Below are 16,655 nucleotides of genomic sequence, written 5' to 3'. Positions count from 1 at the left end.
CGTGCGGCTCAAGTGCATCAAGCTGGCGGGGTTCAAATCCTTCGTCGATCCGACCACGGTGAACTTCCCCAGCAACATGGCTGCCGTGGTCGGGCCCAATGGTTGCGGCAAATCGAACATCATCGACGCCGTGCGCTGGGTGATGGGCGAGAGCTCGGCGAAGAACCTGCGCGGCGAGTCGATGACCGACGTCATCTTCAACGGTTCGACCAGTCGTAAACCGGTGAGCCAGGCGAGCATCGAGCTGGTGTTCGACAACTCCGACGGCACGCTGCTCGGCGAATTTGCTGCCTACGCGGAAATCTCCATTCGGCGCAAAGTCACCCGCGACAGCCAGACCACGTATTACCTCAACGGCACCAAATGCCGCCGCCGCGACATCACCGACATCTTCCTCGGCACCGGCCTGGGCCCGCGCAGCTATTCGATCATCGAGCAGGGGATGATCTCCAAGCTGATCGAGTCCAGGCCCGAAGACCTGCGTAACTTTATTGAAGAAGCGGCGGGCATCTCCAAGTACAAGGAGCGCCGGCGCGAGACCGAAAACCGCATCCGTCGCACCCACGAAAACCTAGAGCGCCTGACCGACCTGCGCGAAGAGCTGGGGCGTCAGCTTGAACGCCTGCACCGCCAGGCCGAGTCGGCCAAGAAGTATCAGGAATACAAGGGCGAGGAGCGTCAGCTCAAGGCGCAATTGTCAGCCCTGCGCTGGCAGGCGTTGAACGAACAGGTTGGTCAGCGCGAAGCAGTCATCGGCAACCAGGAAGTCACGTTCGAAGCACTGGTGGCGGAGCAGCGCAACGCCGACGCGAGCATCGAACGCTTGCGTGACGGGCACCATGACCTGTCGGAACGCTTCAATCTGGTGCAGGGGCGCTTCTATTCGGTCGGCGGCGACATCGCCCGGGTCGAGCAGAGCATCCAGCACGGCCAGCAACGCCTGCGTCAGTTGCAGGATGATTTGAAAGAAGCCGAGCGCGCGCGACTGGAAACCGAATCGCACCTGGGCCTTGACCGCACCTTGCTGCAAACCCTCGGCGAAGAACTGGACATGCTCACGCCGGAACAGGAAGTCAGCAGCGCCGCCGCCGAAGAGGCCGCCGCCGCGCTGGAAGAGTCCGAAACCACCATGCACGGCTGGCAGGAGCAGTGGGACACGTTCAACCTCACGGCCGCCGAACCGCGTCGCCAGTCCGAAGTCCAGCAGTCGCGCATCCAGCAGCTGGAAACCAGCATGGAGCGTTTGGCGGACCGTCAAAAGCGTCTTGGCGAAGAGCGCGCCTTGCTCTCGGCGGACCCGGAAGACGCAGCGATCATGGAGCTCAGCGAGCAATTGGCGGCGGCCGAAGCCACCCTCGAAGATTTGCAGGCCAGCGAAGAAGCCCAGGTCGAGCGCCTTGAACAACTGCGTCAGGAATTGCAGCAGGCGTTATCGGCGCAGCAACAGGCGCAGGGCGATTTGCAGCGCCTTAACGGGCGCCTCGCTTCGCTGGAAGCCTTGCAGCAAGCCGCACTTGATCCGGGCACCGGCACCGCCGAGTGGCTGCGCGAGCAGCACCTGGCGGACCGTCCGCGTCTGGCGCAAGGCCTGAAAGTCGAGGCCGGTTGGGAGCTGGCGGTGGAAACCGTGCTCGGCGCCGACCTGCAAGCGGTGCTCGTGGATGACTTCGGTGACTTCGACCTGGCCGGTTTTGCCCAGGGCGATCTGCGCTTGCTCAGCCCCGCCAGCGATGGCGTGCGCGTGCCCGGCAGTTTGCTCGACAAGGTCGAGGCGCAGATCGATCTGTCGCCGTGGCTGGGGCAAGTCAAGCCGGTGGAAACGCTTGACCAGGCCTTGGCCCTGCGCGGTCAATTGACCGCCGGCCAGAGCTTGATCAGCCGCGACGGTTTTTGGGTCGGTCGGCACTTTTTGCGGGTGCGTCGCGCCAGCGAAGCGGAAAGCGGCGTGCTCGCGCGCGGGCAGGAAATCCAGGGTTTGACTATTGAGCGCGAAGAGCGTGAAGCCGCGGTCGAAGCCCTCGAAACCCAGCTGCAAAATCTGCGAGCCCAGCAGCGTCAGCAGGAAAACGGTCGCGAACATTTGCGCCGATTACTGCAGGACGAAGCACGTCAGCAAGGTGAATTGAAGGCGCAATTATCTGCCGGTAAAGCCAAGGCTGAACAACTGACTTTGCGCCGCACCCGCCTTGATGAAGAACTCACGGAACTGGCCGAACAACGCGCGCTGGAGCACGAAAACATCGGCGAAGCGCGTCTGCAATTGCAGGACGCTCTGGACGCCATGGCACTGGACACCGAGCAACGCGAGTTGCTGCTGGCCCAGCGCGACAGCCTGCGCGAACGCCTTGATCGCGTGCGTCAGGAAGCTCGCCAGCACAAGGATCACGCCCATCAATTGGCGGTGCGTCTGGGGTCGCTCAAGGCGCAGCATGATTCGACGCGTCAGGCACTGGAACGCCTGGAAATGCAGTCCGAGCGCCTGACCGAAAAGCGCGAACAACTGAGCCTCAATCTGGAAGAGGGCGAAGCGCCGCTGGAAGAGCTGCGCCTGAAACTCGAAGCGTTGCTCGACAAGCGCATGACCGTCGATGAAGAACTCAAGACCGCGCAGATCGCCCTCGAAGACGCCGACCGCGAACTGCGTGACGCCGAGAAGCGCCGCAACCAGGCCGAACAGCAATCGCAGTTGATTCGTGGCCAGATGGAAACCCAGCGCATGGAATGGCAAGCCCTGACCGTGCGCCGCAAGACTCTGGAAGATCAACTGCTGGAAGACGGTTACGACCTGCACGGCGTGCTCGCCACGCTGACCGCCGAGGCCAACGAGAAGGACGCCGAGGAAGAACTCGAACGGATTGCCGCACGCATTCAACGCCTCGGCGCGATCAACCTCGCGGCCATCGACGAATACCAGCAACAATCCGAGCGTAAACGTTATCTGGATGCGCAGAACGACGATCTGGTGGAAGCGCTGGACACCCTCGAGAACGTAATTCGCAAGATCGACAAGGAAACCCGCAATCGCTTCAAAGATACCTTTGATCAGATCAACGGCGGTTTACAGGCGCTTTTCCCAAAAGTTTTCGGTGGAGGCCGCGCGTATTTGGAACTGACGGGCGAAGATCTACTCGATACAGGGGTGACAATCATGGCGCAGCCGCCCGGAAAGAAGAACAGCACCATCCATTTGCTCTCCGGTGGCGAAAAAGCCCTGACCGCATTGGCCCTGGTTTTTGCGATCTTCAAGTTGAACCCGGCGCCGTTCTGCATGCTCGATGAAGTTGACGCGCCATTGGATGACGCTAACGTTGGACGTTATGCACGGTTGGTGAAAGAGATGTCCGAGACGGTGCAGTTCATCTATATCACCCACAACAAGATCGCCATGGAAATGGCCGATCAACTGATGGGGGTGACGATGCACGAGCCGGGTTGCTCGCGTCTGGTGGCAGTGGATGTCGAGGAGGCGATGGCGATGGTGGAGGCCTAGCGGCCAGTTGCCAGCCTCAAGCTTCAAGCTGCAAGTGACGAGGCTTGCACCTTCGAGCTTAAAGCTTGTAGCTGCGAAGCCGCCGGTCGTGCTAGTTTAATGTCAATTTTTCGTATACGTGGGCAAAACGCCTGTCAGAACATAGAGTTGGCGCCACGTTTTAAAGCGGTTTGCGAGTTGTAAACCCCTTATTTTTCAGCATTTTTTATAGAGGCACGGGATTACATGGAAATCGGTCTGCGCGAGTGGCTGATCGTCATCGGCATTATTGTCATTGCCGGTATTCTTTTCGATGGCTGGCGCCGGATGCGCGGCGGCAAAGGAAAACTGAAGTTCCGTCTTGATCGAAGTCTGTCCAATTTGCCGGACGAGGACACCAGCGCCGAGCTGTTGGGCCCGCCCCGCGTGCTGGACAACCACAAAGAACCGCAACTGGACGAGCACGATCTGCCGTCGGTGAGCATGCCTGCCCGGGAACACCGCGAGTCGGGCTCCAAGCGCGGCAAGCGGGGTCATGGCGAACCGTCCCAGGGCGATATGAACCTCAGCCTGGACCTGGACGGCGGCCCAAGCTTCAGCAGCCGTGACGACGATTTCCCGGATGACACCAAGTCGTCGCCTGCGGTCAGTGAAAAAGATCAGCCGCAAGCAGAAGAAGTGCTGGTGATCAGCGTGATCTGCCGTGACGCCGCCGGCTTCAGGGGCCCGGCGCTGTTGCAGAACATTCTGGAAAGCGGCCTGCGCTTTGGCGAGATGGACATTTTCCACCGCCACGAAAGCATGGCTGGCAACGGTGAAGTGCTGTTCTCCATGGCCAATGCGGTCAAGCCGGGCGTCTTCGATCTGGACGACATCGACCACTTCAGCACCCCGGCCGTGAGCTTCTTCCTCGGCTTGCCGGGCCCGCGTCATCCGAAGCAAGCCTTCGACGTGATGGTGGCAGCTGCGCGCAAACTGTCTCAGGAGCTGAATGGCGAACTGAAGGACGACCAGCGCAGCGTGCTGACCGCGCAGACGATCGAGCATTACCGTCAGCGCATCGTTGAGTTTGAACGTCGCGCGCTGACCCAGAAGCGCTGATATTGGCCACCTGCGGGGAATCGTGAATTTCCCCTGGCTCCTACAATGAATCAACACCGCATCAACATTGAGCAGCCTAGGCTGCTCTTTTGCTTTACGAGAGCACACCCATGACCGCCGCCAAAACCCGCATTCTAGAGCTGCGCGCTGAGCTGGATCAGCACAACTACCGCTACCACGTGCTGGACGAGCCGAGCATTCCGGACGCCGAATATGACCGGCTGTTCCATGAACTCAAGGCCCTCGAAGCGGCTCACCCAGACCTCGTCACCAGCGACTCGCCGACCCAGCGCGTCGGCAGCGCGGCGCTGTCGGCGTTCACTCAGGTGCGCCACGAAGTGCCGATGCTCAGCCTCGGCAACGCCTTCGAAGAAACCGACATGCGCGAGTTCGATCGCCGGGTCACCGAAGGTCTCGACTTGCCAGCCGGCGATTTGTTCGGCGGCGGTTCGGCGGTGGAATACAGCTGCGAACCGAAGCTCGATGGCCTGGCGGTCAGCCTGCTTTATCAGGACGGTGTGCTGGTACGCGGCGCCACGCGCGGCGACGGCGCCACCGGCGAAGACATCAGCATCAACGTGCGCACCGTGCGCAACATCCCGCTGAAACTGCAAGGCAGCGGCTGGCCCGCAACCCTGGAAGTGCGCGGCGAAGTCTTCATGTCGAAGGCCGGTTTCGAGCGACTCAACGCGACGCAACTGGAAGTCGGCGGCAAGACCTTCGCCAATCCACGTAACGCCGCGGCGGGCAGTTTGCGCCAGCTGGATTCGAAGATCACCGCCAACCGCCCGCTGGAATTCTGCTGCTACGGCATCGGCCAGATCTCGGCGGACATTGCCGACACGCATATCGGCAATCTGCGGCAGCTGCAAGCGTGGGGCATGCCTATCAGCCGCGAGCTGAAACTGGCCCACGGCATCGACGAGTGCCTAAATTACTACCGCGAGATCGGTGAGCGGCGTAACAGCCTGGCCTATGAAATCGATGGCGTAGTGTTCAAGGTCAACAGCATCGCGTCCCAGCGTGAGCTGGGTTTCCGCGCCCGCGAACCGCGCTGGGCGATTGCTCACAAATTCCCGGCGATGGAAGAACTCACCGAGTTGCTCGACGTGGAATTCCAGGTTGGCCGCACCGGTGCAGTGACGCCCGTGGCACGCTTGAAACCGGTCAAGGTCGCGGGCGTCACCGTGGCCAATGCGACGCTGCACAACATGGATGAGGTCGCGCGTCTGGGCCTGATGATCGGCGACACCGTGATCATCCGCCGCGCGGGCGATGTGATTCCGCAAGTGGTGCAAGTGTTGCTGGAGCGCCGCCCCGAGGGCGCGCGAGCGGTGCAGATCCCGGAGAAGTGCCCGGTTTGCGGTTCCCATGTCGAGCGCACGCAACTGGTCAAGCGCAGCAAGGGGCGCGAGACGGTCACCGAGGGCGCGGTCTACCGCTGCGTTGGACGCCTGGCCTGTGGTGCGCAGCTCAAGCAGGCGATCATTCATTTCGTGTCGCGCCGCGCAATGGACATAGAGGGTCTGGGCGACAAGAGTGTCGAGCAACTGGTCGACGAAGGCCTGGTGAATTCCCCGGCCGATCTGTATGCGCTCAAGTTTGAAGACATCGTCGACCTGGAAGGGTTTGCCGAGCTGTCGAGCAAGAAGCTGTTGAGTGCCATTGAGGACAGCAAAAAGCCGAGCCTGGCGCGTTTCATCTACGCCCTCGGCATTCCCGATGTCGGCGAAGAGACGGCCAAGGTGTTGGCGCGCTCGCTGGGTTCACTGGAGCGGGTTCAGCAAGCGTTGCCGCAGGTGCTCACGTACTTGCCGGATGTGGGGCTGGAAGTGGCCTACGAGATTCACAGCTTCTTCGAGGATGCGCATAACCGACAGGTGATCGCGGACTTGCTCAAGCACGGCTTGCAGATTCAGGATCAGGGCGAGTTGGGCGCCGAGTTTGCGGCCAGCACCACCCTCGGCGGGTTCCTCGACAAGCTGCATATTCCCTCGGTCGGGCCGGGCGGGGCACAAAAGCTGGCGGACAGGTTCGGTTCGCTGGAAGGCGTGTTCGGCGCTGACTGGCTGGACATGCGTCAGGCGTTGCCGGAGAAGCAGGCGAACTCGGTTCGGGAGTTTTTCTCGATTGAGGAAAATCGCCAGATCGCGAAAGCCGCCGAGCAGCAACTCCTCGAATTTGGCATGCACTGGCAGAGCGAAAAGAAAGTCGTCGAAGGCTTGCCGCTGGCAGGTCAGACCTGGGTGCTCACCGGTTCGCTGGAGTTGATGAGCCGCGACGTCGCGAAGGACAAACTCGAAAGCCTCGGCGCCAAGGTGGCGGGCTCGGTGTCCGCCAAGACTCATTGCGTGGTGGCCGGGCCGGGTGCGGGTTCGAAGCTGGCCAAGGCCAATGAGCTTGGGTTGAAGGTGCTGGATGAAGAGGCGTTTGTCGCTTTTTTGAGTACCCACGGCATCTCTGTATGACGCTTTTCGCGAGCAGGCTCGCTCCCACATCCTTACCTCATTCTTGCGCTAAGAACTCGGTTATCTGTGGGCGCGAGCCTGCTCGCGAAAGCGATATCAGCCATCACGCAAAATCCGGGAACGATCGACAACCAATCATGATCTAGTCTTGGCAAGTCCCAGGGAGAGATCGCCATGTACCGCTTCTTCGAACAGCTCAGTTCCCGCATCGCCGCGCCCTTCATTGGCGAGCGTTTGCGCAACAGCAAGGTCTGGCATTGCCGCTGCGGTCAGTCGCTGTTTTTTCGCAACAGCCAGTGTCTGGCCTGTTCGGCGGCGTTGGGTTACCAGCCTGAACAGAGTCGCTTGTCGTCGTTGCAGCCCGGTGTACAGGTCGACACCTGGACGCTCGACGCCGAACCTGACGCGGGGGCGTTCCGCCGCTGCGCCAATCTCGACTCCCCGGCGGCGTGCAACTGGCTGTTGCCAGCCAACGATCACGCTACGCTGTGCATCGCTTGCAGTTTGAATCACACCATCCCCGATTTATCGATTCCCGAGAACCCCGAACGCTGGCGCAAAGTCGAAATCGCCAAACGGCGGCTGGTCGCGCAACTGGTCAGTCTGGGGTTGCAGGTGATCCCCAAAATCGCGGACGAAGAAACCGGCCTGGCCTTCGATTTCATCGGCGTCGACCTTGAAGGCAAACCGCCGACGACGGGCCACGCCAACGGTCTGATCACCCTCGACATCAAGGAAGCCGACGACGCCCACCGCGAGCAAATCCGGGTGCAAATGCACGAACCGTATCGCACCCTGCTCGGGCATTTTCGGCATGAAGTGGGGCACTATTATTGGGATCGGCTGATCGCCAACGGTCAGTGGGTTGAGCCGTTTCGCGCCGTGTTCGGTGACGACCGTGCAAGTTACGCCGATGCCCTTGAACGGCATTATCAGCAAGGCGCGCCACTCGACTGGCAGCAACATTTTGTCAGCGCCTACGCCACCATGCATCCGTGGGAAGACTGGGCGGAAACCTGGGCGCACTACTTGCACATGATGGACGCGGTAGACACCGCCCTCGGTTTTGGCATGAGCGCGCGGGAGATGGATTTCGACTACCAGCCGTTCCCGTCCAGCACCCTCTACGATCCACAGCATCCCGGTGGCGCGGCGTTCCTGTCGTTCGTCAACGCGTGGATCGAACTGGCCGGCATGCTCAACGAACTGTCCCGCAGCATGGGGCAGCCGGATTTCTATCCGTTCGTGTTACCGCCGCCGGTCATTGCCAAGTTGCACTTTATCCACCTGGTGATCCAGCAAGAGGGCGGCAGGGCAGATGAGGTGTTGGCGCAGTAGGGTTTCGGGGATGGCGCATGTCCTTGACCGGGCTCATATTTTTTAATCCGCCCGAACGGTTGTAACTTCGTCTCAGATAGGTACAATGGCGCGGCTCGCCGTCAGGTGAGCGTCGTTATGGTGACCCCATCGGTCCCCCCGCAACGATTACCCGTGAACCTGGTCAGATCCGGAAGGAAGCAGCCACAGCGGGAACATTGTGTGCCGGGGTGTGGCTGGTGGGGTTGCCACCTATCTCTAAATCCTTGATTTTACAAGGATTTGTCAGTTAAAAATCTCGAAGTGTGACAGCGTTTAGGTACACCAAAGTGGTGCACCATAAGCGGCATATTAGCGTCTTTCAATTCTACGCCCAAGCTCGATTCAGTTGATCACAGATAGGCACGGTTAAGTGCTCGTCCGCAGGCTACTAGCGAATTCTGAAGCTCCACAGTGCCCTCTAGGGCTTCCTTGACCCAGCATGCTGCATAGGGTTTGCCCTTGTAATCGAAGCCTTCGACCTTACCGCCCCGGTTTTCATCTATAAACGAGAGCGATGGGCTGTGCGTGACGAGCTGCCTATGCTTTACGATGTTCAAGAAGGCTTGAATGTACGCAAACCATTCGGACGATATCGCAGCGATAAGCTCGTCTTTCAGCTCGCCGGGTGACAGTGCTTGGACAACATCATGCACATACGGATTGCCCTTGCACGGCTTCGGCACCACAAGCTGATTCACGAGTTGCCCAAAACTATCAAACGCGCTTCGTGTGATGTTTATGCAAGCGATGAGATTTGCTTCGCTGATAATCCCTGCGTTCCACAGCACGCCTTCATCATCCACGACGCCGAAGATGTGCTTCGCAAAACTTATTCCATCTGGGTCATTCGTTGCGTTGAAAGCCTCGAACGCGTCACGCGCAAGGCACTTGTGGTAGTCAAAGATTTCGCGGGATCGCCCCAGAGAATTGATAAGTGATACGAGCTCCTTGGCACTGCTGGGGTGTTTGATCTTCACGCCATCGCGTAGCTGGTCAAGTCGCCATCGGGTCGTCACGGTTATTCCTCAAAAAAACTGGTGCAGCAGCGCCGGGAGTTCATCATCAAGACGATTGGGTGATGATCCGGTGTTTCATTGCCAGAGGTAATGGTTAATGTGCAGGAACATCCAAAGTGCGGCTAGTGTGCTTGCTGCTCCCCAGATGAGCGGGATTACGTAGTCTGTGAGCCATGGCGTAACAAATGCTCCTCGAACGATGACGAATGCTTTGATCGGCCAATTGATCATCGCTTGAGGATTGTAGGTGCACAATGAACCCTCCTGCCAAAAGGGGTGCCACTCTCCCTTCGTTCGAACACGGTAATCAAACGAAAGACGCACCTCAGTGCGAAACTCTCTGCTTACATAACGAATGTCTGTCCCTTCTGGGTGGGTCCGATTCGCTTCTTCGATTTTGTGATGGCAGGTCAGCAAGGCTCGACCACGAAAGAACTCAACAGCGTCCGCCCCATTAGGGTCTGTATCGAACATCTCCTGTAATTTCTTCTTCATCGTCTGCGTGTGTAGACGGATTGCCACCCATTTGAGGCTGGCATCGTAAAGGTCCTGCATAGCGTCATCGAACAGCAGCGCCTGAGCCGGTAGTCGCTGATAGTACCGCCACCAGAGGTAGGCGTTAACCAGGCAGAGTACGAGCCACGCCTTGGCGACATTCGCCCCCAACTGAATCTCAGTTCCCATCAGCTGAAACTTTTCCAGCTTCGCCCCGAAGAACCACAGCGCCAGAACGATACCGGAGTATCCGATCAGGAATCCACGTGCCTTGTTAAAATCAGTCGGATCAATATCGTGCATAGCCAGCAACCTCATGAGCGATGGCAGATGGTAGCAGTTGGCCCAAGGGTCATGCACTCAAGGCCTTTTTGACCCATTTCTCAGCACCTGTCCTCTCTCTTGAGCATCCATTTTGCAGTCTGTACTGTGCGTACACACAGTATTGGTTGCGTGCGTGATGGAAGACGATTTGATCGATGACAGTGGGTTTGAATTGGATGTCATCCCGTGAAGAGATGCTGAAGCACCAGTGTGATTTGCTGTGCTCTGAGCTGGACGTTACGCGGCATGACCTTCGGCAAGCCCACAAGAACCTTGCCGGGCTAATCGTCATGTGGCGAGACTGTTCTAAGGAGCTGGCGGCATTGAAGCTGGAACATGAGCGTCTGAGATGGACCCTGAGCGAGATGTACAATCGTGACAAAGAGCGTGAAACGTCGCGGATGGGATATGTATATGGGGACCACACGAAAGACAAGACCTAGTTCCCGATTGAACTCTGTCTTGATAGCAGGGAGACCACAGCACCCGGTAACATGCTTCGATCAATCAATAGGAAGTAAACATGAAGGCATGGGCGGTAGTAGCGTTGTCCCTAATCTGCCAGTCTGGTACCGCTGCTGATTACAGCGTACCGGAAGAACATTGGAAGTTCATGGATGGGTACAAATACGAGTATTCTAACTGTGCTGTGGGATGGAGTGTTAGAACGGCCACATTTCTCCTTAGTGGTGATGGCTGCAACAATATCAGCCCCGCGAAAATAAAAGCGGACGCCCTCAGATCCATTGACTACGTCAAGAATCAAAGCAGTGCTTCCAACTTCTTCGACTACTACACTTTAATCGAACAGGCAAGTAAACCATACAGTACATATGATGCCAACCAAGATGCTTGGAATATATGGGCATCAGGTTGTTCAGATTTCAAGAATGGCTTGAGCGAGGGAGACTTCACGAAGTGGCTAAAGATAGATTCTACCGTTAGTAAGTATCCAAAAATCAAGAACATCCCTGCAACCAAGTTGTACATGGACGGCTGGGAAACAGCACGCCTAATGAAAAGCGTTCTTAATTGCAACGAACTTGCTCCATACCGTACGAAAGACTTCGCGTCCGGTGTCGACATCAAGAATAGCCACTGAAACTAGTCACTCATCTATAGCGACACCTATGGAAAACGGGCTAACGTTTAAAGCACTTAGCACTTAGCACTTAGCACTTAGCACTTAGCACTTTGGTTGGTTAGTCATCTTTCAAGAGGACTGCCTTTCATTCATTCATTCATTCATTCATTATTTTATTGCAGGAACAGCTTGTGCGTTATTGCTATAAGGTAGCGTACACCGCATCGAATTCCTTACATGCCTGATCAACTTTGTACTTCATCATCAGAGATGCAGAAAGTTTAACTAATTGATCGAATAGTAGATGTCCAGACTGAATATTGCAGCAACCAAGGCATTCAGAATTATCCGCCCCATAGACATACACCTTGTAAAACACGCTACTGGCCTCCCGGCTCAATCCAACTGTTAAATATTTAATCGGGTGCAGCACAGACGCCTTACGCAAGGAAAACTCTAGTGCATCTTCAAAAGGCGTAAACATTACCGATGAAGACAAAACAAAGAGGCTAGCGACATCAAGAGCATCTTCAACCTGTTCCATCGTTGGAGTTTTATTTTCGTGCTCCAGAACATTACGTAGCTTTACCGCTTTGCGTAAAACACCGGGAGCCAACAACCCAAGCTTTCTTAATTTCTCAATCTTCTCCTTTACATTCAGCCCTGATGATTTAAAGCCAAAAGAACTCAGCAACCGATCCATTTGACTAACCATTGCTCGCTTGATGTTTGAAGGCGCATTTATTAGTGCCGACTGCCCGCCCCGCTGGAAGTCTTCTTCTGCCAGGATAAGAAACTCAACTGGAGAGACTTCCAACTCGACCAACTCTACCAAACTGAAGCTCCCGCCAATTAGAGACACACCACACTTGCTCATGTCGATAGAGTGTTCAACGCAAAAGGCTTTAATATCCATGTCCCCTCCGGACCAGCAGTTGTCTAGCAGCGAGCGGAATTAGTATACCAGTTAAGAAGTTAACCGAACGCCCGAGCCTAGTCTGGCTTTAATCGCCAGAGACACGTAAGGCAGAATTTCTGAAGACCGTGGCAGGCCAATCGAATATCGGCCCATACAATATACGGTGAAATCTCAATAGGGGGGTTCGGCGGAATCGGCAGAACTGGGCACTATGGAGCGGGCTCCTTGATGGCATTACCGGGCCAACATGCTATCGCCGGCTCAAATCGGCGAATATCTGGGGCATGGCAAAGGCGCAGGAAGGCGACTGTTGAGTGGGCTAAGCTTTGTTCCAGTGACGCTTAACTGTAGCAATGCCTATCTGAAGTTCACCAGCTACCTCAGCCTGCGTCATATCCTTCGCCCTGAGTCGCTGCACTGCTGCCGTAGTAAGCGTCGCCTCTGGGCGGCCCAACTTCTTGCCTTTGCTCTTGGCACGCTGCAATCCTGCCTGTGTGCGTTCGATCAGCAGGTCACGCTCAAACTCCGCGACGGCACCGAGAACTTGCATGGTCATTTTGCCTGCTGCACTGGTGAGGTCCACACCGCCAAGTGCGAGACAGTGAACACGGATGCCAGCAGATGCCAAGTGCTCGACGGTCTGGCGTACATCCATAGCGTTACGGCCTAACCGGTCCAGCTTGGTCACGATCAGCACGTCACCTGACTCCATCTTGCCTAGTAGAGTCTGGAAGCCTTTACGCTCACTGGCGGGGATGCTGCCTGAGATGGTTTCCTCAACTACTCGACTCGCCTGCACATCGAAACCTGCGGCTTTTACTTCTTGCACTTGGTTCTCAGTGAACTGGGTTGAGGTGCTGACTCGGCGGTACAGGAAAGTGCGGGACATGGCGGTGACTCCACTAGTATCACTTAAGGTGGTATCATTGTATCGAGGTATCGTTAAAGCCATAAGGCTATTTTTATGATACTGAATACCGCTCGTCAGGAAGGTGTCGTTTAACGGTCGTTTGATGTGTCCCTGTTATCATCGTCATGATCAGGCGTTTGGCATGCAGGGGGCAGGGAATGGGCATTGATCTTGAAACGCTTCGACCAACTGGCAAGTCGATGATCGTTGACTGTGTGCAGAGCGCAGGTATAGACGTCTCTGAATGGAGTTTTAGAAAATCGGACGGCCGATCAGTAAGCCGGCCTCAATCAAATGGCGGCTACTGTTACGAATGGTCTTTTCGGAGCGCCGACATAAGTACCCTGCTTTTGTGTGTTTGGTGGGAGGGATTGCATGTCGACAGTCAAGGGCGGGTCTGCTTTTCAGAAAATCTGAGAGCGTATGCCGATGCCTTGATCCAGCAGCTTGAAAAATACCCCAAGAATCGAAATCGAACGATCAAAGACCCACGCATCAATCGTGCACAGCATTTCAGCACTACAGTCCACCTAGCCGCCATGAACACGACTCCTGTTCGGGTAGTCATCGTGACAGGACCTGTTCGGGAGCGTGAGACGGAAGATGAAAGAGCAAAGCATGATCGAGCGACGGGACGCCAATTGGATGATCAGCTGTGGTTCGTCGAGTCGTTCGAAGAAGATGGAGTATTTTTACTAGTTCGAGGTAACCAAAATCCATTGAGCATCGTTGCTGAAACGACTGATGTTGAAGAAATTTCTATGCAGTTGGAAATCGCTGTGGTGAGCGATCCTCCCGTTTTAGATCAGTTTGCTACGAATGAGCGGCCGGACACATATATCTATAACGGCGTACAACGTTACCGTGATCTTAACGTTCGTCGGCGGGTGTTGGAGCGTTCAGGAGGTGTCTGTGAGCTAACGGAGGTTCCAGGTTTTCTGATGGCGAATGGTGGCATCTATTTGGAAACCCATCACATCATTCCACTTTCAGAGGGCGGTGCTGATACGGTTGAAAATGTCATAGCCTTAACTGCGGACGCCCACCGCCAAGCCCATTTTGGCGTTGACCGCGATGAGATACGAACACGCTGTTTTGAGATCGTTGCAGGTCGAATTAGTCGAAGGGGTGAGCTATCGCAGAGGACTCTTCGTTGTTAGCAATTATTGACTGAGCTTTAGAATTCCAGCGGTGATAGCAGCCGCGTTCTCATCAAGGGGCTGCAATGCAGTGACGCCGTTCTCATGGGCTTCGCTTGAACCGTTTGATATAGCCCATAGGGCAACGTCCTCGATTGCTGCGGCTAAGGCGTTTGGTTGTGCAGAAGCAAGGTTAGAACTTCTGTTGTGGCTATGTAGGAGTCTGTATTGTCTGGCATATCTGTCGTCCTTGAGGGGGTGGCAATGATCGTAGATCAGTGCGAGGCAGGATGGGGTCTGTGGTATTGGCGGAGGATTCCAGCTGCTGCTACTTTAGCCAGCTCAGACATGGAATCTATCCCAATGGAACGCACCTTACCCTCTCCCCTTGTCACCTACGAATGGGCCCCGGTCCGGGAGAAGGCGTCGTGTATGCTTAATGCTGTTCGTGATGACGTGGGTATCGATAAAAACCCTATATCGTATAACGGCCCGCTCTGAAATTACCTGCCCGTGTTACGGCAACGTCCCTCAGCACAGCTGGGCAAAGTGCGGGCCTACGACTGCCGTAGCGTCATAATCGCATCTGTGATCGCTTGCGCATTTGTGTCCAGGGTTTCCATGGCTGCAATTGCGTTAGCTGCGACACCCCCGACTCCATTTTCTGACAGCCACTTGGTCACTTCTTCAATGGCCGCACCCAGGGCGTGCTGGTTGTGCAAGAGCAATGTCAGTGCGTCCGCTGTGGCGATGTTGGCATCTGGACTATCTGACATGGGTATCGTCCTTGAGTGGTGATGCGGGAAGCCTAGCTCATCTCGCCTCTGGTTGGACTGGCGTGTAATTGCTCAGGCCTGTCCAATGTTCGCGTTCGACCTGACCAGCCCTTTGGACCGAATTAGACCTGCACGTTTCCTGGTTATGACCGGCAGAGGACGACCCAAAGCTGCCCTTCACCGAGGGCAGGAATCGACCCTTTGCAGTCATTGAACACCGGCAGAATCGGCCAGAAAGCCGCCGCTCAATGGTGCGTATCAAACAGTGGGGACGTCACTTCTAATTGCTCTCGGTTTATGGACATAGAAGCGTCTACGAACCTCAAGGCGATTCAGCCTTCTCCTTCACGTCATAGTTTTTTTTCTTCGCAAAGACGCCCCCAACGACTGTCGGCTCTATAAATAAAATTTTTCTCTTGGTAGCTCCAGGGCCATATGGCTGCATTCGAAAATGCCCCTTCCTCCAGTGCGTACGCTTTTCCTTTACATTTCTTGCGTGATCAAATCCTGCATCAGTTTCATAGATCACATTATCCACAGGGCTAATTATTACTCTGTCATAGGTCTTTCGGAGCTTATCTTCAAATTTACGAATTTTACCTATGCCTTTCAACGAGGTTATTTTTTTTCGTAGTTCCTTTCGCTCGTTGAATGCAGTGTCGCGGTATTGCTTGCAATTAGTGAACAATAAAACTTTGGCCATGTGATTTAATGTTTCAGATAAATATCTCATGTCGCCTGTGAAGTCGTCGTCATCGCCGTATCTTTCCTCGACTCGACTGAGCTCCTGCTTTATTGTTCGCATTCCATCCTGTATGTAGAATCCTTGCACTCGCAGTGCATCATCTTCCACATGTGATTTACCCAATGGCGAGCCGGTAAACATCAGATCTAGAATCCTCAACGGCTTGGTCACGTCCACCACTGGGCTGTCGTTATAACGCTTCATCTCCATTGAGCCAGGATTAATCTGGGTCTCACTTATATATACGCCTTCTAGTATGTGCTCATGTGTAGATTCGTTATAGACTTTGAGTGAAGAGGTTCGGCTCTCTGTAAATTCGATGTAACAAGTTTTAAACGGTGGGCGGAGATAATCTACCGGAATGTCGTCGCCAATCTCCGTTTGTTCCAAAATCCCATCAAGAACATTTGATGTTGTCAAGATATTGCCATCTTGGCGCCTGAATTTGTAAGAGTAGAGCGTTGTGCTAAGCGCGATCCCCGCCAGATGATCAGTCAAGCTGGTGGAACGATAAAAAGAAAAAATATCAGGGCGCAGCCTTGTAATCGTCTGCGTCAAGTAGTCTATTGAGCATGTTTCAATATCCAATCCGACGAAGATTTCATCATACATTCGATCCCTCGCCCGTGTGTGCATCTCGGTATATTCAGAGCAGGTCATTCTCACCGGATGCGGCAATTTGTATGTGATGTCCATATTCCTCCAACCTACCAGTAAAACTCAATAAAACCCTGTCGGGCTCAGTCAACGCAGAACGGTGAGATTATGGCATCACTGAAGCCGAATAGCCTCATAGGATGATTCTTGGGCTCTGGGCATGAGGCGATGCATTAGTGCGGACTTTCAGCAG

The 16,655-nt window shown here is 55.4% G+C and carries 12 protein-coding genes and 1 other RNA gene; 7 read left to right on the top strand and 6 right to left on the bottom strand.

The features are described 5' to 3' along the window. Window position 1: 1 nt before the first annotated feature. The 5 genes from smc (at window position 2) to ffs (ending at window position 8,600) form a co-directional block, all read left to right on the top strand. On the top strand, window positions 2–3,490 hold the full coding sequence (gene smc, locus ACYZT4_RS12120; protein WP_461988049.1) for a chromosome segregation protein SMC: 3,489 nt from the start codon (window positions 2–4) through the stop codon (window positions 3,488–3,490). A gap of 225 nt (window positions 3,491–3,715) precedes the next feature. Next, window positions 3,716–4,570 (top strand): cell division protein ZipA, encoded by an 855-nt coding sequence (zipA, locus tag ACYZT4_RS12115; protein ID WP_461988047.1) that lies wholly within the window; start codon window positions 3,716–3,718, stop codon window positions 4,568–4,570. Window positions 4,571–4,680: 110 nt separating this feature from the next. Then, complete coding sequence (gene ligA, locus ACYZT4_RS12110; RefSeq protein ID WP_461988045.1) at window positions 4,681–7,038, top strand: NAD-dependent DNA ligase LigA; 2,358 nt, start codon at window positions 4,681–4,683, stop codon at window positions 7,036–7,038. Window positions 7,039–7,212: 174 nt separating this feature from the next. Beyond that, entirely contained in the window at window positions 7,213–8,376 is a 1,164-nt protein-coding gene (locus ACYZT4_RS12105) for a zinc-binding metallopeptidase family protein (protein WP_461988044.1), read from the top strand. Between the two features lie 127 nt (window positions 8,377–8,503). Further along, an RNA gene (gene ffs, locus ACYZT4_RS12100) (signal recognition particle sRNA small type) lies at window positions 8,504–8,600 on the top strand. Window positions 8,601–8,747: 147 nt separating this feature from the next. Here ffs and ACYZT4_RS12095 read toward each other — a convergent pair. Both ACYZT4_RS12095 and ACYZT4_RS12090 read right to left on the bottom strand, forming a co-directional pair. Then, window positions 8,748–9,413, bottom strand: coding sequence for a hypothetical protein (locus ACYZT4_RS12095; protein WP_461988042.1), 666 nt, complete (start codon window positions 9,411–9,413; stop codon window positions 8,748–8,750). 75 nt (window positions 9,414–9,488) lie between these two features. Continuing rightward, a complete protein-coding gene (locus ACYZT4_RS12090) occupies window positions 9,489–10,211 on the bottom strand; it encodes a hypothetical protein (protein WP_461988041.1) in 723 nt (240 codons plus the stop codon). Between the two features lie 544 nt (window positions 10,212–10,755). Here ACYZT4_RS12090 and ACYZT4_RS12085 point away from each other — a divergent pair. Continuing rightward, window positions 10,756–11,334, top strand: coding sequence for a hypothetical protein (locus ACYZT4_RS12085; protein WP_461988039.1), 579 nt, complete (start codon window positions 10,756–10,758; stop codon window positions 11,332–11,334). A gap of 184 nt (window positions 11,335–11,518) precedes the next feature. Here ACYZT4_RS12085 and ACYZT4_RS12080 read toward each other — a convergent pair whose 3' ends face one another. Both ACYZT4_RS12080 and ACYZT4_RS12075 read right to left on the bottom strand, forming a co-directional pair. Further along, the gene (locus ACYZT4_RS12080) at window positions 11,519–12,232 is read right to left on the bottom strand and encodes a hypothetical protein (protein WP_461988037.1); all 714 of its coding nucleotides are present in this window, start codon (window positions 12,230–12,232) and stop codon (window positions 11,519–11,521) included. A 322-nt stretch (window positions 12,233–12,554) separates the two neighbouring features. Further along, on the bottom strand, window positions 12,555–13,124 hold the full coding sequence (locus tag ACYZT4_RS12075; RefSeq protein ID WP_461988035.1) for a recombinase family protein: 570 nt from the start codon (window positions 13,122–13,124) through the stop codon (window positions 12,555–12,557). Window positions 13,125–13,303: 179 nt separating this feature from the next. On the opposite strand from ACYZT4_RS12075, the gene ACYZT4_RS12070 reads away from it, so the two are divergent. After that, a complete protein-coding gene (locus ACYZT4_RS12070; RefSeq protein ID WP_461988034.1) occupies window positions 13,304–14,305 on the top strand; it encodes an HNH endonuclease in 1,002 nt (333 codons plus the stop codon). A 536-nt stretch (window positions 14,306–14,841) separates the two neighbouring features. Here ACYZT4_RS12070 and ACYZT4_RS12065 read toward each other — a convergent pair. Both ACYZT4_RS12065 and ACYZT4_RS12060 read right to left on the bottom strand, forming a co-directional pair. Continuing rightward, entirely contained in the window at window positions 14,842–15,060 is a 219-nt protein-coding gene (locus tag ACYZT4_RS12065) for a hypothetical protein (protein ID WP_461988031.1), read from the bottom strand. A gap of 322 nt (window positions 15,061–15,382) precedes the next feature. Continuing rightward, window positions 15,383–16,501: a hypothetical protein gene (locus ACYZT4_RS12060; protein WP_461988029.1), complete on the bottom strand. Its 1,119-nt coding sequence runs from the start codon at window positions 16,499–16,501 to the stop codon at window positions 15,383–15,385. Window positions 16,502–16,655 lie beyond the last annotated feature (154 nt).

The organism is Pseudomonas sp. GB2N2, from assembly GCF_054897705.1.
The sequence above is the reverse complement of the archived record's forward strand: the minus strand, read 5'-3'. Positions and strand labels throughout refer to the sequence as shown.